18 protein-coding genes are annotated in these 20,270 nt (G+C 71.1%); 1 reads left to right on the top strand and 17 read right to left on the bottom strand.

Going from position 1 to position 20,270, the window contains the following annotated elements:
* Positions 1 to 396: 396 nt before the first annotated feature.
* The 15 genes from OG711_RS32195 to pgsA all read right to left on the bottom strand — a co-directional run bounded on the left by OG711_RS32195 (position 397) and on the right by pgsA (position 14,527).
* Positions 397 to 837, bottom strand: coding sequence for a hypothetical protein (locus tag OG711_RS32195; RefSeq protein ID WP_073792052.1), 441 nt, complete (start codon positions 835 to 837; stop codon positions 397 to 399).
* 358 nt (positions 838 to 1,195) lie between these two features.
* The gene (locus OG711_RS32190) at positions 1,196 to 1,735 is read right to left on the bottom strand and encodes an adenine phosphoribosyltransferase (protein WP_266513281.1); all 540 of its coding nucleotides are present in this window, start codon (positions 1,733 to 1,735) and stop codon (positions 1,196 to 1,198) included.
* Positions 1,732 to 2,853 (bottom strand): protein translocase subunit SecF, encoded by a 1,122-nt coding sequence (gene secF / locus OG711_RS32185; protein WP_073792058.1) that lies wholly within the window; start codon positions 2,851 to 2,853, stop codon positions 1,732 to 1,734. Before secF ends, OG711_RS32190 begins: the two co-directional genes overlap by 4 nt.
* A gap of 1 nt (position 2,854) precedes the next feature.
* Complete coding sequence (gene secD / locus OG711_RS32180; protein ID WP_073792061.1) at positions 2,855 to 4,666, bottom strand: protein translocase subunit SecD; 1,812 nt, start codon at positions 4,664 to 4,666, stop codon at positions 2,855 to 2,857.
* 141 nt (positions 4,667 to 4,807) lie between these two features.
* Positions 4,808 to 5,311 carry a preprotein translocase subunit YajC gene (gene yajC, locus OG711_RS32175; RefSeq protein WP_073792064.1) on the bottom strand — a complete coding sequence of 168 codons (504 nt, stop codon included), beginning with the start codon at positions 5,309 to 5,311 and terminating at the stop codon, positions 4,808 to 4,810.
* A 169-nt stretch (positions 5,312 to 5,480) separates the two neighbouring features.
* Entirely contained in the window at positions 5,481 to 6,572 is a 1,092-nt protein-coding gene (gene ruvB / locus OG711_RS32170; RefSeq protein ID WP_073792067.1) for a Holliday junction branch migration DNA helicase RuvB, read from the bottom strand.
* 52 nt (positions 6,573 to 6,624) lie between these two features.
* Positions 6,625 to 7,230, bottom strand: a complete 606-nt coding sequence (gene ruvA / locus OG711_RS32165; RefSeq protein WP_073792070.1) for a Holliday junction branch migration protein RuvA — start codon at positions 7,228 to 7,230, stop codon at positions 6,625 to 6,627.
* The gene (gene ruvC / locus OG711_RS32160) at positions 7,227 to 7,772 is read right to left on the bottom strand and encodes a crossover junction endodeoxyribonuclease RuvC (RefSeq protein ID WP_099283808.1); all 546 of its coding nucleotides are present in this window, start codon (positions 7,770 to 7,772) and stop codon (positions 7,227 to 7,229) included. Before ruvC ends, ruvA begins: the two co-directional genes overlap by 4 nt.
* Positions 7,773 to 7,899: 127 nt before the next feature.
* Positions 7,900 to 8,652 (bottom strand): YebC/PmpR family DNA-binding transcriptional regulator, encoded by a 753-nt coding sequence (locus tag OG711_RS32155; RefSeq protein ID WP_073792075.1) that lies wholly within the window; start codon positions 8,650 to 8,652, stop codon positions 7,900 to 7,902.
* 115 nt (positions 8,653 to 8,767) lie between these two features.
* Positions 8,768 to 9,415 (bottom strand): pyridoxal 5'-phosphate synthase glutaminase subunit PdxT, encoded by a 648-nt coding sequence (pdxT, locus tag OG711_RS32150; RefSeq protein ID WP_329562033.1) that lies wholly within the window; start codon positions 9,413 to 9,415, stop codon positions 8,768 to 8,770.
* Positions 9,416 to 9,464: 49 nt separating this feature from the next.
* Positions 9,465 to 10,382 carry a pyridoxal 5'-phosphate synthase lyase subunit PdxS gene (pdxS, locus tag OG711_RS32145; protein ID WP_329562031.1) on the bottom strand — a complete coding sequence of 306 codons (918 nt, stop codon included), beginning with the start codon at positions 10,380 to 10,382 and terminating at the stop codon, positions 9,465 to 9,467.
* 202 nt (positions 10,383 to 10,584) lie between these two features.
* Entirely contained in the window at positions 10,585 to 11,130 is a 546-nt protein-coding gene (locus OG711_RS32140; protein WP_099283805.1) for a hypothetical protein, read from the bottom strand.
* 579 nt (positions 11,131 to 11,709) lie between these two features.
* A complete protein-coding gene (locus OG711_RS32135) occupies positions 11,710 to 12,870 on the bottom strand; it encodes a glycosyltransferase family 4 protein (protein WP_073792086.1) in 1,161 nt (386 codons plus the stop codon).
* Complete coding sequence (locus OG711_RS32130) at positions 12,867 to 13,787, bottom strand: phosphatidylinositol mannoside acyltransferase (RefSeq protein ID WP_266513300.1); 921 nt, start codon at positions 13,785 to 13,787, stop codon at positions 12,867 to 12,869. Before OG711_RS32130 ends, OG711_RS32135 begins: the two co-directional genes overlap by 4 nt.
* Entirely contained in the window at positions 13,784 to 14,527 is a 744-nt protein-coding gene (gene pgsA / locus OG711_RS32125; protein ID WP_073792092.1) for a phosphatidylinositol phosphate synthase, read from the bottom strand. Before pgsA ends, OG711_RS32130 begins: the two co-directional genes overlap by 4 nt.
* 453 nt (positions 14,528 to 14,980) lie before the next feature.
* Here pgsA and OG711_RS32120 point away from each other — a divergent pair, with 453 nt between their 5' ends.
* The gene (locus tag OG711_RS32120) at positions 14,981 to 16,642 is read left to right on the top strand and encodes a hypothetical protein (RefSeq protein WP_329562028.1); all 1,662 of its coding nucleotides are present in this window, start codon (positions 14,981 to 14,983) and stop codon (positions 16,640 to 16,642) included.
* A gap of 690 nt (positions 16,643 to 17,332) precedes the next feature.
* On the opposite strand, the gene OG711_RS32115 is transcribed toward OG711_RS32120, so the two are convergent.
* Positions 17,333 to 17,893, bottom strand: a complete 561-nt coding sequence (locus tag OG711_RS32115; protein WP_073792097.1) for an HIT family protein — start codon at positions 17,891 to 17,893, stop codon at positions 17,333 to 17,335.
* A 49-nt stretch (positions 17,894 to 17,942) separates the two neighbouring features.
* A complete protein-coding gene (gene thrS / locus OG711_RS32110; RefSeq protein WP_266513306.1) occupies positions 17,943 to 19,919 on the bottom strand; it encodes a threonine--tRNA ligase in 1,977 nt (658 codons plus the stop codon).
* Between the last annotated feature and the right edge of the window lie 351 nt (positions 19,920 to 20,270).

The following is a 20,270-nucleotide window of genomic DNA, read 5'->3' as shown; positions in this document are numbered from 1 at the left end:
CGTGCGCTTCCGGGTCCCTGGGTCGGGCCCCGGAAGGCCCATGGTATCGACCCTGGGCCGTGTCCTCCCCTTGTGCGCCTCGGGGCCGGGACCGGGCGGCTCCCCGGACCGGGGCCGCCGGGCCCGGGTGTCCGGGGCGGGGGGGGTGACGGCCCGGTGCCGGGGGCTCGCGGGCGTGGTGCGCGGGCGGGACCGCGGCCGGTGGGCCGTCGCGGGTCGGGTGACCCGTGCCGTCCATCGGACAGCCTGGGAGCGGTGGAACGCAAGGGACGGGCCCGGAATTCCTCCGGGCCCGTCTCATGTGTGCTGTGCGAGGCCCGCGGATCAGCGGTGCCCCGTCGTACCCCGTGGGTGTCCGTCCGTCGGCACGTGGTCAGCGGCCGGCGGACGGGGTGATCAGCGCCAGCGGAAGAGCGAGGCGCCCTTCACCTGGATCGCCTTCTTGGCGGCGACGTTGCCCCACGGCACATTGCGGATCTGGCCGCTGCGGCCGCAGCCGGCGTTGAACCACTTCTCACGGCCGTTCTGGAAGCCCTTCACCTTGATGCAGGGCGCGCCGCGCTCGGCCTTCCACTGGTAGGCGGCCTTGTAGCTGGGGCTCCCCCAGGTCGAGCAGTTGGAGGTGATCTTCTTCCAGCGGAGCGGGACGCCGACCGCGCGCTTCCAGTCGCCGCCGCACTGGGCGCCGACGTCGGGGACGGCGGTGAGGGTGATCTCGACCGGCTTCTCCGCCTTCGGCGCGGGCTGGGCCGCGCCGGCGGGAGAGGCCAGGGACGACATCGTGGCCACGGAGACCAGGGTCAGCGCGCCGGTGGCGAGCTTTCGGGAAAGCTGCATGGTGTTCCTCCGTTTTTTCATTCCCCTTGCGGGGTGGGTCGCCTCAGATCATGGCCGGTATTCACTTCGGCCACCAAGCGACTTGAGGAACATTTGAGCCACTTCCCAATTCCGTTATCCGTTTCAACATTACAGGGCTGACATCCGCTCTGACCTGCATGTTTTCTTAACCCACCACGGGTCGTCCACCAGATGACGGGAGTTGATATCCGCCAGGCGAATACCACCGCCCGTTTATTCCCCCACCATTGGGAGTGGCCGGAAAACTCTCTTCACCGGGCACGAAGAAGGCGCCCCGGGAATTCCTTCCCGGAGCGCCTTCGTGCACCTTCGTGCACCTTCGTGCACCTTCGTACGGTCAGACCTTGATCAGTGCCTCCAGCGGAGCGCCGTCCAGCGCCGCCTCCAGCCGGGCCCGGCCGTCCAGGAAGCCCAGCTCCATCAGGACGGCGACCCCCGCGACCTGGGCGCCGGCCCGGCGGATCAGCGACAGCGACGCCTCGGCGGTGCCGCCCGTCGCGAGGACGTCGTCGATGACCATGACCCGGTCGCCCGGGCTGAGGTCCTCGGCGTGCACCTCGATCTCCGCGGTGCCGTACTCCAGGGCGTACGCCTGGCTGAGCGTCGCACCGGGCAGCTTCCCCGCCTTGCGGACGGGGATGAAGCCGACACCCGCGCGCACCGCCACCGGGGCCCCCAGGATGAAGCCACGGGCCTCCAGGCCCACGACCTTGGTGGCCCCGTGGCGGACGGTGAACTCCGCCAGGCTGTCCGTCAGCGCCGTGAACGCGGCCGGGTCCGCGAGCAGCGGGGTGATGTCCTTGAACACCACGCCCGGCTCCGGATAGTCCTGCACATCGCGGATACGGCTCAGCAGCAGCTCGCGGATCCCGGTCATCGGCGCTTGCCCGACGGACGGCCGCGGCCACGGCCACGGGACGGCGGCTGGGTACGCGGGCCGACGACGGCGGCCTGCGCCTCACCCGGCAGGACGTCCTGCGGGTCACCCTCGTCGTCGCCCTGCTCACCGGGGACCCGCTCGTCACGGGCGGCCTGCGCGCGCTTGGCGAGGACCCGCTTCTTGAGGGCCTTCATCTGCGGCTCGCGCTCCTTGAAGTCGGCGACGAGCGGCGTGGCGATGAAGATCGACGAGTAGGCACCGGCCGCGAGGCCGACGAACAGCGACAGGGAGATGTCGTTGAGCATGCCCGCGCCCAGGACACCGCCACCGATGAACAGCAGACCGGCGACCGGCAGCAGCGCGACGACCGTGGTGTTGATCGACCGCACCAGGGTGCTGTTGATGGAGCGGTTGGCGACCTCGCTGTAGGTGAACTGGGTCTGTTTGGCGAGGTCCTTCGACTGTTCCTTGAGCGAGTCGAAGACCACCACCGTGTCGTACAGCGAGTAGCCGAGGATCGTCAGCAGACCGATGACGGTACCCGGGGTCACCTCGAAGCCGACGAGGGCGTAGACACCCACGGTGATGGTGAGGTCGTGGATCAGGGCGATCAGCGCGGCCAGCGCCATCCGCCACTCGAAGGCGATGGCGAGATAGATCACCACCAGGATCATGAACACCGCGAGACCGGTCCACGCCTTGTTGGCGATCTGCTCGCCCCAGCTCGGACCGACGAGCTCGGCGTTGATCACCTTCGGGTCGACGTTCAGTTCCTTGGCGAGCATGGGACGGATCTGGTCGGCCTTGGTGGTGTCGACGTTGCTGATCTGGATACGCAGACCACCGGTGCCGAGCTCCTGCACGATCGCGTCGTGCCCGGCCGCCTCCTCGGCGACCTTCTCCGCCTGGCCGGCGGACACGCTCGTCTTCGGCGTGGTGAAGACGGCGCCGCCCTGGAACTCGATGCCCATGTTGAGACCGCGCACCCCGAGGCCCACGATCGCCGCGATGGTGATCAGTATCGAGACGCCGTACCAGAACGTGCGCTTGCCGACGAAGTCGTAGCCGACCTCACCGCGGTACAGCTTGGCGCCAAGTTCGCCGAGTCGCGACATGTCACGCCTCCTTCGGGTCGGTCAGCGGGGCGACGGGGCGACGGGAGCGGCGGACCGGGGGCTTGACGCCGAGCCGCTTCGGGTCGAAGCCGGACCAGGGGTGACCGTCCGAGAAGAACTTGGAACGGGCGGCCAGGGTCAGCAGCGGCTTGGTGAAGAAGAACACCACGAACACGTCCAGCAGGGTGGTCAGACCCAGCGTGAACGCGAAGCCCTGGACCTTGCCGACCGTGACCACGAAGAGCACCGCGGCGGCGAGGAAGGACACGAAGTCCGAGACCAGGATGGTGCGCCGGGCGCGGGGCCAGCCGCGCTGGACGGCGGGACGCAGCGTGCGGCCCTCACGGACCTCGTCCCGTACCCGTTCGAAGAACACGATGAACGAGTCGGCTGTGATACCGATGGCGACGATCGCGCCGCAGACGGCCGGCAGGTTCAGCGCGAAGCCGATGGCCGGGCCGAGCAGCGACATCAGCACATAGGTCAGCGCCGCGGACAGCAGCAGGGAGGCGATCGCGATCAGCGCCAGACCGCGGTAGTACACGACGAGGTAGATCACGACGAGCGCCAGACCGATGGCACCGGCGATGAGACCCGCTTCGAGCTGCTCCCCGCCGAGCGCGGCGGTGACGGTGGTGACGCTCTGCTCCTCGAACGTGAGCGGCAGGGCACCGTACGAGAGCATGTTGCCGAGCGCCTCGGCGGACTTCTGGTTGAAGCCACCGGAGATCTGGGCGTTGCCACCGGAGATCGCGGTGCTCACGGACGGCGCGGAGACGATCTCACCGTCGAGGACGATCGCGAACTGGTTCTCGGGGGCGGGCTTGGCGGCGAGCTGACCGGTGATGTCGCCGAACTGGTCGGCGCCCTTGCCGTCGAAGGTCATCTGCACGATCCAGCCCTCGACACCCCGGGGGTCGATGGCCGCGCTGGCTTCCTTGATCCGCTTGCCCTCGACGGCGACCGGCCCCAGCGCGTACTTGAACTGGGACTCCGGGTCACAGGAGACGATGCTCTCGCCGTTCTTCGCCACGCCGGCCTTGGAGCCCGCGTCGGCGCGGGCAGGGGCGGTGGAGCAGTCGAGCGCTTCGAGCTTCTTCTGGAGGTCTGCGGGGATGCCGGGGGCCGCCGCGGGGGCCTCGGGGGCCACGGCGGAGGGGCTGCCGCTGGGCGCGGACGAACCGGGGTTCGTGGAACCGCTGGGGGCTGGGGTCTCGTCCTGGGCGGCGAGACCACTGGTGACCGCGCGGCCCTGGGTGGTGGCCGACGGGGACGGCGAACCCGGGGGGTCGGCGGAGGTCGAGCCGGACGGCTCGGCCTTGGCGCCCTTGTCCTTCTTGTCGCCCTCGGCCTTCTCACCGGAGGTGCTGGGCGACGGCTTGGGGGTGGCCTCGCCGCCCGCTACCGCGGGCATCCCGGCGAGCACCGGGCGGAACGCCAGCTTCGCGGTCGTGCCGACCTGCTCACGGGCGGACTCCTCGTCGGTCCCCTTGGGGATGTTGACGATGATGTTGTCGTTGCCCTGGGTCTGCACCTCGGCCTCGGAGACACCGAGACCGTTCACCCGCCGCTCGATGATGCCGACGGCGGTTTCCATGTTGGTCTTGTTGACCGCGTTCTTCTGACCGGGTTCGTTCTTCGCCTTGAGCGTGATGCTCGTACCACCGGCGAGGTCGATCCCGAGCCGCGGAGTAGTGTGCCCCGAAAGGAACATTCCCCCGGTGAGCGCCACCATGGCGATCAGGGTCAGGACCAGCGTGCGCCCCGGCCTGCCCTGTGCGCTCGGCTTACGGCCCTTCTTGGGTGCTGCCACCTTGTCGTTTCTCCCTCTCCAGCCGTCCCACGCGGGTCGGGCGCCGACGGCCGGTCACTGGTGTGGAGAGATGCGGCGTGAAGCCAGCACGACCCGGGAGCCGCCGCTCGTGAGCGGTCTCGGCGGGACTCCCGGGCGTGACTACTTCGCGTCCGACTCGCCGTCGGTCTTCTTCGGCTCGGCGTCGGCCGGCCGCTCGGCCTGGGCGGCCGGCGTGTCCTCGGTGTCCGGCTTGTCCTTGGCCTCGGCGTCGGACTTGCCGAGGTCGATCCGGGGACCGGCGCCGTCGGCCTCGGTGAGGGAGGAGGCGTCGTCGGGGACGGCGGAGCCGGTGATCTCGTCGGCGTCGTCGTCGGAGAACTCGGTGCCGTGGACGAGACGGTTGTACTCGTCGTCGTCCAGCACGGCGCCGATGGCGTTCTTGGCGAAGATCAGATGGACGCCGGGGGCGGCCTCGACGAGGACCGTGTCGTCACTGACCTCCTTGACGGTGGCGTACAGGCCACCGATCGTGCGGACACCTGATCCGGGCTGCATCTGGTCCCGCATCTGGACGGCCTGCTGCTGCTTCTTCTTCGCAGACCGGGTCATCAGGAACATGGCCCCGATGAGCACGATGAACGGGAGGAGGGTCACGAGACTCACGGGTCGGAACTTCCTTCAAGGGACCGCCGCTGCTGAGCGGCCTGATCGTTGGGGGTGTGTGATCGCCGTCCCGATAAGGGGGGCATCGGCGGAGTCTAAGCGAGTCCGCGCTCATGGAACAACGCTCAGCATGGCACCGGGGTTCCCGGCCCGGGGTGAGCGCGCGCCGTCACGCCCCGAACAGGTCCTGTTGTCCGATTCCGCCCGCGAAACCGCCGGGGGCCCGCTCAGGAGCCGTCAGTCCCAGATGCGCCCACGCGGCGGGCGTGGCCACCCGGCCACGGGGTGTGCGCGCCAGCAGTCCCTCCCGGACCAGGAACGGCTCCGCGACCTCCTCGACGGTCTCCCGCTCCTCCCCCACCGCCACGGCCAGCGTGGACAGACCGACCGGGCCACCGCCGAAGAGCTTCAGCAGGGCCTCCAGGACACCGCGGTCCAGCCGGTCGAGTCCGCGCGCGTCCACCTCGTACACCCGCAGGGCGGCCCGCGCGATCTCGCGGTCGATCACCCCGTCGGCCTTGACCTGGGCGTAGTCCCGCACCCGGCGCAGCAGCCGGTTGGCGATCCGGGGGGTGCCGCGGGAGCGGCCGGCGATCTCGGCGGCGCCGGCGGTGTCGATCTCCACGTCGAGCAGTCCGGCGGAGCGGTGCACGACCCGCTCCAGCTCGGCGGGCTCGTAGAACTCCATGTGCGCGGTGAATCCGAAGCGGTCGCGCAGCGGCGGGGGCAGCAGCCCGGCGCGGGTGGTGGCGCCGACCAGGGTGAAGGGCGGCAGCTCCAGCGGGATCGCGGTGGCGCCGGGGCCCTTGCCGACGATCACGTCGACCCGGAAGTCCTCCATCGCCATGTAGAGCATCTCCTCGGCGGGCCGCGACATCCGGTGGATCTCGTCGAGGAAGAGGACCTCGCCCTCCTGGAGGGACGAGAGGATCGAGGCGAGGTCGCCCGCGTGCTGGATGGCGGGGCCGCTGGTGATCCGGATCGGGGCCTCCATCTCGGCCGCGATGATCATGGAGAGGGTGGTCTTGCCGAGGCCGGGGGCGCCGGAGAGCAGGACGTGGTCGGCGGTGGCGCCGCGCGCGCGGGCCGCCCGCAGGACGAGGTCGAGCTGCTCGCGGACCTTCTCCTGGCCGATGAACTCGTCCAGGTCCTTGGGCCGCAGCGCGGCCTCCACGGCCTGGTCCTCACGGTCCGCGGACGCGCCCACGAGCCGGTCGGCCTCGGTGTCGGGCGCCTCGTCGGTCGTGTCGTCCCGGTTCATCAGGTGTGTGCCTCGCGGTTCGGTGGGGCGGGGGGCGGCGGTGCGGGGGCGCTCAGCGGGTCCGGTTGAGGGTCTGGAGCGCGGCCTTCAGGAGCGGGCCCACCTGGGGGGTGCCGTCGGCGGCCTCGGCCTGCGGGGTCACGGCGGCGACCGCCTCGTCGGCCTCGCGGCCCGCGTAGCCGAGGCCGATCAGGGCGGCGTGGAGCTGGTCGCGCCAGCCGCTGACCGCGGCGGCGGCGACCGGGGCGGTGCCCCGGGGGGCGCCGAGGCGGTCCTTCAGCTCCAGCAGCAGCTTCTGGGCGCCCTTCTTGCCGATACCGGGCACGGCGACGAGCGTCTTCTCGTCGGCGGTGGCGACCGCCCTGCGCAGGGTGTCCGGGCTGTGCACGGCGAGCATGGCCTGGGCGAGCCGGGGGCCGACGCCGCTCGCGGTCTGGAGCAGCTCGAACGTCTGGCGCTCGTCGTCGTCGGCGAAGCCGTACAGCGTCAGCGAGTCCTCGCGGACGACCAGCGAGGTCGCGATACGGGCGGGGGTGCCGACGCGGAGCGTGGCGAGGGTGTTCGGCGCGCACTGCACGGCGATGCCGAGGCCGCCGACCTCGACCACGGCCGCGTCGGGGGCGAGGGCTGCGACGGGTCCGCTGACGAAGGCGATCATCGGGTGACCTTCCGGGCGAGGGGGCGGGCACGGCGGGCCTCGTCGTGCGCCTGCTGGAGGCGGTTGACCGCGGGGCCGCGCCAGATGTGGCAGATGGCGAGGGCGAGGGCGTCGGCCGCGTCGGCGGGGCGGGGCGGGGCGTCGAGCCGCAGCAGCCGGGTGACCATCGCGCCCACCTGCGCCTTGTCGGCCCGGCCGCTGCCGGTGACGGCGGCCTTGACCTCGCTGGGGGTGTGCAGGGCGACGGGCAGCCCGCGGCGGGCGGCGCAGAGCATCGCGACGGCGCTGGCCTGGGCGGTGCCCATCACCGTGGTGACGTTGTGCTGGCTGAAGACGCGCTCCACGGCGACGTACTGCGGGTCGTGCTCGTCCAGCCAGCGCTCGATGCCCTGCTCGATGGCGACGAGCCGCTGCCCCAGCTCGGCGTCGGCGGGCGTCCGCACCACTCCGACGCCGATCATGGTGAGCTGCCGCCCCGCGACGCCCTCGACCACCCCGACCCCGCAGCGGGTCAGCCCGGGGTCCACCCCCAGTACACGCACCCCGACCGCTCCCTTCGCTCACCTGTTCACGCAGGCTATCGGCTCCCACCGACAATCGGGGCCGACGCACGGACGGGCCGGCGGGGAGGGCTCCCCGGCGGCCCGTCCCGCGGGTGGGTCCGGCGCGTCAGGCGTCGACCTTCTCCATCACGTCGTCGGGGACGTCGAAGTTGGCGAAGACGTTCTGCACGTCGTCGCTGTCCTCCAGGGCGTCGATCAGCTTGAAGATCTTCCGCGCGCCCTCCTCGTCCAGCTCGACCTGCATGGTCGGGACGAAGTTGGCCTCGGCGGAGTCGTAGTCGATGCCCGCGTCCTGGAGGGCGGTGCGCACCGCGACCATGTCGGACGCCTCGCTGAGCACCTCGAAGGACTCACCGAGGTCGTTGACCTCCTCGGCGCCCGCGTCGAGGACGGCTCCGAGCACATCGTCCTCGCTGAGCTCGCCCTTGGGCACCAGGACGACGCCCTTGCGGTGGAACAGGTACGACACCGAGCCCGGGTCGGCCATGGAGCCGCCGTTGCGGGTCATCGCCACGCGCACGTCCGAGGCGGCGCGGTTGCGGTTGTCGGTGAGGCACTCGATGAGGACCGCGACACCGTTGGGGCCGTAGCCCTCGTACATGATCGTCTCGTAGTCGGCGCCACCGGCCTCAAGGCCACCACCGCGCTTGATCGCGGAGTCGATGTTCTTGTTGGGCACCGACTGCTTCTTGGCCTTCTGCACGGCGTCGTACAGCGTCGGGTTGCCTTCGAGGTCGACACCGCCCATCCGGGCGGCGACCTCGACGTTCTTGATCAGCTTCGCGAAGAGCTTGCCGCGTTTGGCGTCGATCACGGCCTTCTTGTGCTTCGTCGTGGCCCATTTAGAGTGGCCGGACATCTGCCTGTCTCCTTCGCGTAACCCATCTCCGTACGAACGCCAGCGATCCTACAAGGATCGCGCCGCCCGTATCTCGCGCACCGGGCGCACCGCGTCGGGTGCCCCGGTGCGGCCGTCAGCGGGTGACGGCGGCCGTCGCCATCGCGACGAAGAGGGCGTGCACCCGGTGATCGCCCGTCAGCTCCGGATGGAACGACGTGGCCAGGACGTTGCCCTGGCGCACGGCGACGATGTGCCCGCCGTGCTCGGCCAGCACCTCGGCGCCCGCCCCGACGGACTCCACCCAGGGAGCGCGGATGAAGACACCCTCCACGGGCTCCCCGGGCACGCCCTTGACGGCGACCGCGGCCTCGAACGACTCGTTCTGCCGCCCGAAGGCGTTACGGCGCACGGTCATGTCGATACCGCCGAAGGTCTCCTGGCCCGAACGCGGGTCGAGGATCCTGCCTGCCAGCATGATCATGCCCGCGCAGGTGCCGTACACGGGCATCCCGTCGCGCACCCGCGCGCGCAGCGGTTCCATCATGCCGAAGAGGACCGCGAGTTTGGAGATGGTGGTGGACTCGCCGCCCGGGACGACCAGGGCGTCGACCGCGGCCAGTTCCTCCGGACGGCGGACCGTCCTCGCCGTCACCCCCGCCGCGGCCAGGGCGGTCAGATGCTCCCGTACGTCGCCCTGGAGGGCGAGGACGCCGATGACCGGCGCCCCGGCCCCGGGTACCGCTCCCGGGGCCGTCGTGATCGTCGTGGACGGGCTCGTCATGTCCTGCTGACCTGTGCCTCGCTGCTCGGTGGGGACGGTACGGGGACGCTCACCAGCCGCGGTTGGCGTACCGCTCGGACTCGGGCAGCGTGTCGCAGTTGATGCCGACCATGGCCTCGCCCAGATCACGGGAGGCGTCCGCGATGACCTTCGGGTCGTCGAAGAAGGTGGTCGCGCGGACGATCGCCGCGGCGCGCTTGGCCGGGTCGCCGGACTTGAAGATGCCGGAACCGACGAAGACGCCCTCGGCCCCGAGCTGACGCATCAGCGCGGCGTCGGCGGGGGTCGCGACCCCACCGGCGGAGAACAGCACCACGGGCAGCTTGCCGAGCTCGGCGACCTCCTTGACCAGCTCGTAGGGGGCGCGCAGATCCTTGGCGGCGGCGTACAGCTCGTTGTTGTCGTAGCCGCGCAGCCGGGCGATCTCGTTCTTGATCTGCCGCAGATGCCGGACCGCCTCGACGACGTTGCCGGTGCCGGCCTCGCCCTTGGAGCGGATCATGGCGGCGCCCTCGGCGATCCGGCGCAGCGCCTCGCCCAGGTTGGTCGCACCGCAGACGAACGGGGTGGTGAAGGCGAACTTGTCGGAGTGGTTGACCTCGTCGGCGGGGGTCAGCACCTCGGACTCGTCGATGTAGTCGACGCCGAGGGCCTGGAGCACCTGGGCCTCCACGAAGTGGCCGATCCGGGACTTCGCCATCACGGGGATGGAGACGGCCGCGATGATGCCCTCGATCATGTCCGGGTCGGACATCCGGGCCACCCCGCCGTCCTTGCGGATGTCGGCGGGGACCCGCTCCAGGGCCATGACGGCGACCGCGCCCGCGTCCTCGGCGATCTTCGCCTGTTCGGGGGTGACGACGTCCATGATCACGCCGCCCTTGAGCTGCTCCGCCATACCGCGCTTGACGCGCGCGGTGCCCGTGGCGGGGACGGTCTGGTCGGTGCTGACAGGGGTGCTGGACACGGGGTGACCTCACTCGGTGAAGAAGGTGTGTGCTCCACCGAGGAAACCCTTCCGGTCCGGCGGCCGACAAGGGCCAATGAACAGCCCGTGGATCGTTTTCGCCCGCGGCGGGGTCCGGTGGCCCCCGAACGGCGCCCCGGTGGACCGTGCGAGGGGTACCCGGAGTGGCCACGCGTGCCCTGCCGGTCGGCGCCGGCAGGACCTAGCGGTTGGGGCGGTCGGCGAGGGCGACCGGGGGTTCGTCGTCCATCTCGAAGGCCAGCGGGAACGGGGCGTGGCCGGCCAGCCGGAACCAGCGGACCTTGCGGTGCCGGCGCAGGGCGCGGGCCGCGCGGACGGCGTCGTTGTGGAAACGGCGCGCCATGGGGACCCGGCGGACGGCCTGCGCCAGTTCCCCGGCCGCCTCCTCGCCGCCCGGGACCTCGCGGACCGCCTCCACCTGCTGGGTCTCGCCGAACACGGCCCGCAGGGCCTGGCTCAGTTCGCTCTCCGCGACCTCGCGCTGGTCCTCCTCCGCCTGGCGGGCGGCGTGCGCGGCCTCGTACAGCACGATCGACGCGGCCGGGTCGAGGACCCCGGAGGTGGCCAGCTCCTGGGTGACGGAGGCGCGGCGCAGGAGCTGGGCGTCCAGGGCGGCCCGGGCGGCTTCGATACGGGTGTGCAGGCGGTCCAGGCGGCCCGCCGTCCAGCTGAGGTAGAGGGCGATCGCCACGAGTGCGGTGGCGATCCAGATCAGTGTCGAGGTCACCCCGCAAGGCTAACCGCCGGTCCGCCACCCGTTCCCCCGCCCGTACCCGAGCGGGTCGCCTTCGCTCGCGCCTCCGGGGTTCCCTGTGCTGGGCGTACTCGTCCCAGTGCGGGTCGTCCGTGGGTGCGCAGTTCCCCGCGCCCCTGGATGCTGCCCCGATCGGTTGTTCTCCGGGTGCGGGTCGGCCCTCGTCTTTTGCGCAGTTCCCCGCGCCCCTGGATGCTGCCCCATTACGGTCGCTCTTCGGGTGCGGGTCTGCCCTCGTTTTTGCGCAGTTCCCCGCGCCCCTGAAGGGGCACCCCCTTCCTCCCGCAGTCGCGCTGCTGCGGGAGGGGGTGGGCGGGAATCTCTGCCCGCAGACTCCGATGCTCTTCAGTCGGGTAAGGGGGCGTCGTACCGAGCGTGTCGGATCGAGGACGGAGAATCCCGACCGGCACCGACCCGAAGAACCGACCGGACGCGCCCCAAAGGGGCGCGGGGAACTGCGCACCCCACGAACGACGGCACAGGGACAAGTACGCCCTGCACAAGAGACCCAGGGGCGTCCACCGGCGAGTACCCGCACCCCCCGGGAAGGGATTATGTTCCGATGCCGAACCGGGCCCGCAGCCCGCTGGCCCGCTCATCCGTCGCGACGGCCGCCGCCCCCGCGGTCACCGTCTCGTAGACGGACAGGATGTCCGCCCCGACCGTGGACCAGTCGAACCGACGGACATGCTTGCTGCCGTGCCGGCTCAGCTCGGCCCGCCGCTCCTCGTCCCCGAGCAACCGCACCGCCGCACCCGCCAGCGCCCCCGCGTCCTCGTTCGCGAACAGTTCCCCCGCCGCACCCTGGTCCAGCACCTGCGCGAACGCGTCGAGGTCGGCGGCGAGCACCGGCGCGCCCGCCGACATGGCCTCGACCAGGATGATCCCGAAGCTCTCGCCGCCGGTGTTGGGCGCCACGTACAGATCGACGCTGCGCAGCAGCCGTGCCTTGTCCTCGTCGCTGATCATGCCGAGGAACTCGACCCGGGACCGCAGCTCCGCGGGGAGCGGTGCGAGGGCCTCCTCGGCGTCGCCCCGGCCGGCGACCAGGAGCCGGGTGCCGGGGCGTTCGGCGAGGATGCGGGGCAGGGCCTTCATCAGGACGGGCAGGCCCTTGCGGGGCTCGTCGATGCGTCCGATGAAGCCGATGGTGCCGCCCTGCCACTCGGGGCGGGGCTCGGCGTGCGCGAAGAAGTCGACATCGACGCCGTTGGGGATGACGACGGCGTCGCCGCCGAGGTGCTCGACCAGGGTGCGGCGGGCGTACTCGCTGACCGCGATCCGGGCGCTGATCTTCTCCAGCGCGGCCTGGAGGATCGAGTACGCGGCGATCATCGCGCGGGACCGCGGGTTGGACGTGTGGAAGGTGGCGACGATCGGCCCCTGGGCGGCCCAGCAGGTCAGCAGGGCGAGCGAGGGCGCGGCGGGCTCATGGATGTGGATCACGTCGAAGGTGCCGTCGTGCAGCCAGCGGCGGACCCGCGCGGCGGAGAGGAACCCGAAGTTCAGCCGGGCGACCGAGCCGTTGTACGGGACGGGGACCGCGCGGCCGGCGGAGACGACGTACGGGGGCAGGGGGGTGTCGTCGTCGGAGGGGGCGAGGACGGAGACCTCGTGGCCGAGCCGGATCAGATGCTCGGCGAGGTCACGGATATGGAACTGGACGCCGCCCGGCACGTCCCAGGAGTACGGGCAGACGATGCCGATCCTCATGCGGTGGCCCCGCTTCGCGGGTGCGCGGGGTCGAGGTCGTCGAGCCACAGCCGTTGCAGCATGTGCCAGTCCTCCGGGTGCTCGGCGATCCCCGACGCGAAGGCGTCCGCGAGTGCTTGTGTCATGACGGACGTCCTCGCGGCCCGGTCACCTGAGCCGGGCACCTCGACGGGCGGGTGGACCCGGCCCCGCATCACGGGCGAGGAGTCGTACCAGAGGGTGACGGGGAGCAGCAGCGCGCCGGTCTGCTGGGCGAGCAGCGCGGGTCCGGCGGGCATCCGGGCGGTGGCGCCGAAGAACTGGACCTCGACCCCGGACGCGGACAGGTCGCGGTCCGCGACCAGGCACACCAGGCCGCCCGCGCGCAGCCGCCGGGCGAGGGTCCCGAAGGCGGCGCCGCCTTCGTGCGGGAGGACCTCCATGCCGAGGCTCTCGCGGTAGGCGACGAAGCGGTCGTACAGGGTCTCGGGCTTGAGGCGTTCGGCGACGGTGGTGAACGGGGTCTTCAGCTCGGTGGTGACCCAGGCCCCGGCGAGGTCCCAGTTGGCGAGGTGGGGCAGCGCCAGGACGACGCCGCGGCCGGTGGCGAGTCCGTCGGTGAGGTGGTGGAGACCGGCGACGTCGACCCCGGACCGGACGCGCTGCTCGCTCCACGCGGGCAGCCGGAAGGACTCCATCCAGTAGCGCAGATAGGAGCGCATCCCGGCGCGGGACAGTTCGGCGAGCCGTTCGGGTCCCGCGTCCGGGACCACGCGCGCGAGGTTCGCCTCCAGGCGCAGGACGCCCTTGCCGCGGCGTTTCCAGACGAGGTCCGCGAGGGTGCGGCCGAGCCGGACGGCGACCGGTTCGGGGAGCTTCTTGGCGGTGGCCCAGCCGGCGCCGTACAGGGTGTCCGTGAGGCGCCCGGCGGTGCTCATGAGGCGGCTCCGCTGCCCTGCGGCTTCTGGTCGCCGGGGACCCGGGGCTGCTCGGCGTCGGCCTCGGCGGCCTCCCTGCGGACGGTGACGACCCGCTGGACGAGGGTGACGAGGCTGCCCACGGCGACGATCCACAGCGCGATCGGCAGCAGGATCTCGACACCGGGTACGCCGAAGGTGTGCATCCCGGCGAGACCGGCGGCGACGAGGGACACGACGAGGCGTTCGGCGCGCTCCACGAGGCCGTTCACGGCGACGGGCAGCCCGATCGACTCGCCCCGTGCCTTGGTGTACGACACCACCTGGCCGCTGGCCAGACAGAAGATCGAGACCGCGCAGAGGATGTTGTTGTCGCCCTGGCCCGCGTACCAGAGGGCGAAGCCGCCGAAGATGGCGCTGTCGGCGACCCGGTCGAGGGTGGAGTCGAGGAAGGCACCCCAGCGGCTGGAGCGGCCGAGCTGGCGGGCCATGTTCCCGTCGACGAGGTCGGAGAAGACGAACAGCGTGATGACGATCGTGCCCCAGAAGAACTCGCCCCGGGGGAAGAAGACCAGCGCGCCCACCACCACTCCGGCGGTTCCGAGGAGGGTGACCGTGTCAGGGCTCACCCCGCGGCGGATCAGAAACGCGGCGAACGGTGTGAGGACACGCGTGAAGAATGCACGCGCGTACTTGTTCAGCATGGCCTTCCCGGAGGGTCGGAGGACCGGGTGGCCCTTGCTGGCCCCCGGCTGGCCCATCGTAGCCACGCGCGGGCGGTTGCTCCCCCCGGGCACCGTGTGCCCCTGTGCGCGTGTACGACGTATGGACGCACCGTGACGGGAGTGAACGTCCGGAGGAACCGCGGGCACGGACCGCGGCGGACCCTTCGTAGGCGACCCCGCGGGTCCGCGCCCGGCGTACGCCCGGCACGGAACGGTGCCGCGGCAGGTCGCGGGGCGGGTACGGGTGCGGGTGCGGTGGGCCGGGGCCGGTCGCGGGCCGGGTGCGCCGGGCCGTGCGCCGTCCCCCGGGCGGGCGGCCTTCCGCCGACCGCTGACGGATGACGGTGGCGCCGGATACGCTGAGTCCCGATCAGATCGACGGTGCGTACCAGTGTGCGATCCGGTCGCAGACCTGATCAACAGGTGTGCGGGACAGGCAAGTCGGGAAGGGCCGCAGAAGCGAAGGCGCGGCGGCGAGGGGGTTCTGCGGTGGCGGACGAGGGTTTCGATTTCAGGCCGGGGGCACAGGTTCCGCTCTCGGGTGCGTCGGGTCAGACCGCGGCGACCACGGCACTCGCGTCGGCCGCGTACCGCGACAGCGACCTGGCGGACATCAAGCAGGCGGACAACGACCTGTACCAGTCCACGATCGCGGGGGGCCGCAAGTGGGCGTCCCTGTTCACGCCGAACCTCGGTGAGGCGTTCTCGCGGGCCGTCCAGACGCGCATGCTGGGCGGCGGCCGGGCGCCGCTGATCCAGTCGTTCGGGATCGATCCGCAGGCGGTCGTCGAGCACTGTCTGGCGGCGACCCGTATCCGCAAGCACCGCGACAGCTGGCTCACGGCGATCATGGTGCTGTGCGGGGTGGTGTTCCTGCCCGGGCTGCTCGGCTGGCTGCTGGTCTTCCAGCTCCGCAGGTGGAGTTCCGGTTCCACCAACAAGAGGATGTCCGCGCTCGGTACGACCCTGCTGTTCGCGGTGGGGGTGCTCGCGGTGATCATGCTGTGGCGGCTGCCGCTGCACGGCTTCTGGCCCTGGTACACGCGGGCCGCGATCGTCGCGCCGGTGATCGGCTGGCTGTGGGCGAAGCGGATCTGTGAGCAGACCGCGGTGGATCTGCGCTCGCGCTGGGACGGGCTGCTGTCGGGCGGCGGGGTCGGGGCGAAGATCCCCGAGTCGGTGCCGACCTCCCCCAACGAGACGGCCGCGGAGGCGCTGCGCCAGGGGCTGGCCCGGCTCGGCGCGGAGCAGCAGTCGAACTCCGTGTTCTACGCGGGCCCCAAGGGCATCCTCGGGATGGGCACCCGCTGGGGCAGCTGGCAGCTCGCGGAGGATCTGATCCCCCGCGAGGAGGGCAAGGAGATCAATCCGTTCCGCAGCTGGGACGTGATCCGGTCCATCCATGACCAGCTGCGGATGCTGACGCGCGGACCGCTGCACACGGGCGGGTTCCCAACGCCGTCGATACGGCACTGGATCGTCACCCCGGTCGGGGAGGGCGCCAAGTCGGTCTCCCGCCCCAGCGGTACGGACGTCGAGGCGTACCAGCTCAAGCCGCACGAGATACAGCGGATCTGCAACGAGCAGCAGTTCGGCAGCGGTGACCGCCACTATCTGGGCGTCCAGTTCACGTTGTGGGACGGTCAGCTGGTGATCACGATGATGATCACCGTGACGGTGCTGCACGAGACGCTGCGGATCGAGGTGACGGGGCACGCGCTGGGTCCGGTGCACGGGTTGTTCACCACGTCGTCGTCGCCGAAGACGAAGTCGGTCGCCAAGGCGATCAGGTTCTGGGAGACCAGGACGGTGTCGCTGCCGCTGATCGAGCCGGACGAGGTGGTGCGGCTGGCCGCGCGGGCGCCGTTCACCTGGTACCCGCCGCTGCTGGACTGGCTGGGCGGCAAGCTGGTCCTGCCGGAGCCGTTCGGGCTGCGGCACGCGTGGGCCTCGCAGCCGTGGCGGCACCGGTTCATGGCGGACGACGCGTTGCGGGCGGCGACGCCGGTGCTGCGTGTGGTGCACTCGGCGGCGCTGAAGGTGCTCAAGGAGAACGGGGTCGACACCGACAAGTTCGGTGCGCGGTCGTCGTTCCTGTCGGGCGCGGTGCAGGACCCGGCGCCTCGGAAGGCGGATGTCTACGATGCGTGACGCCGTCCGGCGGGGGTGAGCGGGGCGGTCGGTGCGGGTCCTTGGTGGCCCGCGCCCCTTTGGGTCTGTCCGGCTGGGCGCACTTCGTACCTGTGCCGTCGCTCGGTGGGTGCGCAGTTCCCCGCGCCCCTTTGGGTCTGTCCGGCTGGGCGCACTTCGTTCCTGTGCTGTCGCTCGTCGTTTTCGCGCAGTTCCCCGCGCCCCTTTGGGGCGCATCCGGTTTGTTCTTCGGGTCGGTGCCGGTCGGGATTCTCCGTCCTCGCTCCAACGCGCTCGGTACGACGTCCAGTGACTCGACTGAAGAGCATCGGAGTCTGCGGGCAGAGATTCCCGCCCACCCCCTCCCGTGAGTCCTGCGACTGCGCGAGGAGGAGGGTGAAAAACAACCTCAGGAGGCTGAGGCGCCCCCGAAGGGGCGCGGGGAACTGCGCGAAGGACGAGGGCCGACCCGCACCCGAAGAGCGGCCGTAAGGGGGCAGCATCCAGGGGCGCGGGGAACTGCGCGAGCGACCAGGGGCCACCCGCAGCCGAACGGGAGCCGCAAGAGGCGCGACCTCAGGGGCGCGGGGAACTGCGCACCCACGGACCCACCCGCACCCTCGCGGGGACCTGGGGACGGAGAGACCTGGGGGTGCGGTGAACTGCGCGAGGCCGCGGACTGCGGGGGCCTGTGGGGACGGGGCGGAGGGGTTACTTCGGCCAGGAGTCCGCGAGCATCGCCCGGGTGTCCGCCAGCAGCTGCGGCAGCACCTTCGTGTGGCCGACGACCGGCATGAAGTTGGTGTCACCACCCCAGCGGGGGACCACATGCTGATGGAGATGCGCCGCGATCCCCGCCCCCGCGACCGTCCCCTGGTTCATCCCGATGTTGAAACCGTGGGCCCCGGACGCGCTCCGCAACGCGGTCATCAACCGCTTGGTGAAGTCCGCGAGCTCCAGCGTCTCGGCCTCGTCGAGCTCGGTGTAGTCGGCGACGTGCCGGTAGGGCACGGCCATGGCGTGGCCGCCGGTGTACGGGTACAGGTTCAGCACGGCGTACACCCGCTCGCCGCGGGCGATGATCAGCCCGTCCTCGTCCGACTTGGCGGGAATCGCGCAGAACGGACAGCCGTCGTCGACCCCGGGGCCGGTCGGCTTGTTCTCCCCTTGGATGTACGCCATCCGATGGGGCGTCCACAGTCGCTGGAAAGCGTCCGGGACACCCACTCCGATCTGCTGTTCCGGCTCACGCGAAGTCATGCCAAGCAGCATAGGACCCCCGGGCGGACGAGCCGCCCGGGGGCCGTGGGCGCGGGGCCCGTCAGATCTGGGTGCGCTCCGCGACGACCTGGGCGATCTTCGCGAGGGCGTCCCCGACGGGGATGCCGTTCTCCTGGGAGCCGTCGCGGTAGCGGAAGGACACGGCGCCGTTCGCCATGTCCTCGTCGCCCGCGATGACCATGAACGGCACCTTCTGCTTCTGCGCGTTGCGGATCTTCTTCTGCATCCGGTCGGAGGAGGAGTCGACCTCGACGCGCAGCCCCTGCTTGCGGGCCTGCTTCGCGAAGTCCTCCAGATAGGGCACGTGCCCGTCGCCGATGGGGATGCCGACCGCCTGGACGGGTGCGAGCCAGGCGGGGAAGGCGCCCGCGTAGTGCTCCAGGAGGACCGCGAAGAAGCGCTCGATGGACCCGAACAGCGCACGGTGGATCATGACCGGGCGCTGCTTGGAGCCGTCGGGGCCGGTGTACTCCAGGTCGAACCGCTCGGGCAGGTTGAAGTCGAGCTGGACGGTCGACATCTGCCAGGTGCGGCCGATGGCGTCCTTGGCCTGGACGGAGATCTTCGGCCCGTAGAAGGCGGCGCCGCCCGGGTCCGGGACCAGCGGGAGGCCCTGCTTCTCGGCGACCTCGCGCAGCGTCGCCGTGGCCTCCTCCCAGATCTCGTCGGAGCCGACGAACTTCTCCGGGTCCTTGGTGGAGAGCTCCAGATAGAAGTCGGTGAGTCCGTAGTCGCGCAGCAGGTTCAGCACGAAGGTCAGCGTCGAGTCGAGCTCGTCCGCCATCTGCTCCTTGGTGCAGTAGATGTGCGCGTCGTCCTGGGTGAAGCCGCGGGCCCGGGTCAGTCCGTGCACGACGCCGGACTTCTCGTACCGGTACACGGTGCCGAACTCGAACAGGCGCAGCGGCAGTTCACGGTAGGACCGGCCGCGCGCGTCGAAGATCAGGTTGTGCATCGGGCAGTTCATGGGCTTGAGGTAGTAGTCCACGCCCTCGTCGAGCTGCATGGGCGGGTACATGCCGTCGGCGTACCAGTCGAGGTGCCCGGAGGTCTCGAAGAGCTTCCCCTTGGTGGCGTGCGGGGTGTAGACGAACTCGTACCCCTCCTCCTCGTGGCGGCGCCGGGAGTAGTCCTCCATGACCCGGCGGATGATGCCGCCCTTGGGGTGGAAGACGGCGAGGCCGGAGCCGATCTGGTCGGGGATGGAGAAGAGGTCCAGCTCGTTGCCGAGCTTGCGGTGGTCGCGCTTCTCGGCCTCGGCGAGGAATTCGAGGTGGGCCTTCAGCTGGTCCTTGGAGGGCCAGGCGGTGCCGTAGATGCGCTGGAGCATCGGGTTCTTCTCGCTGCCGCGCCAGTACGCGGCGGCGTTGCGCATCAGCTTGAACGCGGGGATGTTCCGGGTGGTGGGCAGGTGCGGACCCCGGCAGAGGTCCTTCCAGCACAGCTCGCCGGTCTTCGCGTCCAGGTTGTCGTAGATGGTCAGCTCGCCGGCGCCGACCTCGACGTCCGCGCCGTCGTCGTGCGAGGCGGAGCCCTTGATGCCGATCAGTTCCAGCTTGTACGGCTCGTCCGCGAGCTCCTCGCGGGCGTCGTCGTCGCTGACGACGCGGCGGGAGAACCGCTGGCCGCGCTTCTGGATCTCCTGCATCTTCTTCTCGACGGCCTTGAGGTCCTCGGGCGTGAACGGCTTCTCGACGTCGAAGTCGTAGTAGAAGCCGTCCTTGACCGGCGGGCCGATGCCGAGCTTGGCGTCGGGGAAGAGCTCCTGCACGGCCTGGGCCATGACGTGGGCGGTGGAGTGGCGCAGGATGTTCAGGCCGTCCTCGGAGGAGATGTCGACGGCCTCGACGCTCTCCCCCTCGCGCAGCTCGTACGCCAGGTCCTTCAGCTCGCCGTCCACCCGGGCGGCGACGACGGAGCGCTCCCCGGGGAAGAGGTCGGCGGCCGTAGTGCCCGTGGTCACCACGCGTTCTTCCCGCTCGGAATCGCGTTGGATGACCACACGGACGTCTGACACCGGACTCTCCTGCCTGAAGGTGGGGGCGGTACCGCATGCGGGTACGCGCTCCCCCGGATCGTACCGAGCGGGGGGCGTCCACCGCGAAACGGCGGTCCGGAGCGTGGGCGGTCCCGGGTGACGGTCGCGGTACGGAGGGTGTTCGGCGGGTGGGGGCGGAGCGTCCGTGGGGCGCGGCGCGGGGGCTCCGTCTCCCCCGGCGGGGCCCCGTGGGTGCCGGGTGCGGCGGCGGGGGTCGCGCGCGGTCGCCCGGTCGTTCCTCTTCCCCGCCCCGGGCGCTCATGGCCGGGGTGTGAACGCCCGTGTCCCGCGGTCCGGTTCGGCGTATCGCGTGGACGGCCCGGGTATCAC

It is taken from the genome of Streptomyces uncialis, assembly GCF_036250755.1.
GTDB lineage: Bacteria > Actinomycetota > Actinomycetes > Streptomycetales > Streptomycetaceae > Streptomyces > Streptomyces uncialis.
Note: the sequence above shows the minus strand (reverse complement) of the source record. Positions and strands in the feature narration are given on the sequence as shown.

Excerpts from the sequence above, each read along its gene's own strand:
- OG711_RS32190 (WP_266513281.1), bottom strand. The coding sequence starts at position 1,735 with ATGACCGGGATCCGCGAGCTGCTGCTGAGCCGTATCCGCGATGTGCAG.
- pgsA (WP_073792092.1), bottom strand. The coding sequence starts at position 14,527 with ATGGGCCAGCCGGGGGCCAGCAAGGGCCACCCGGTCCTCCGACCCTCC.
- OG711_RS32130 (WP_266513300.1), bottom strand. The coding sequence starts at position 13,787 with ATGAGCACCGCCGGGCGCCTCACGGACACCCTGTACGGCGCCGGCTGG.
- OG711_RS32155 (WP_073792075.1), bottom strand. The coding sequence starts at position 8,652 with ATGTCCGGCCACTCTAAATGGGCCACGACGAAGCACAAGAAGGCCGTG.
- OG711_RS32195 (WP_073792052.1), bottom strand. The coding sequence starts at position 837 with ATGCAGCTTTCCCGAAAGCTCGCCACCGGCGCGCTGACCCTGGTCTCC.
- secF (WP_073792058.1), bottom strand. The coding sequence starts at position 2,853 with ATGTCGCGACTCGGCGAACTTGGCGCCAAGCTGTACCGCGGTGAGGTC.
- ruvB (WP_073792067.1), bottom strand. The coding sequence starts at position 6,572 with ATGAACCGGGACGACACGACCGACGAGGCGCCCGACACCGAGGCCGAC.
- pdxT (WP_329562033.1), bottom strand. The coding sequence starts at position 9,415 with ATGACGAGCCCGTCCACGACGATCACGACGGCCCCGGGAGCGGTACCC.
- OG711_RS32115 (WP_073792097.1), bottom strand. The coding sequence starts at position 17,893 with ATGCTGCTTGGCATGACTTCGCGTGAGCCGGAACAGCAGATCGGAGTG.
- OG711_RS32135 (WP_073792086.1), bottom strand. The coding sequence starts at position 12,870 with ATGAGGATCGGCATCGTCTGCCCGTACTCCTGGGACGTGCCGGGCGGC.
- ruvA (WP_073792070.1), bottom strand. The coding sequence starts at position 7,230 with ATGATCGCCTTCGTCAGCGGACCCGTCGCAGCCCTCGCCCCCGACGCG.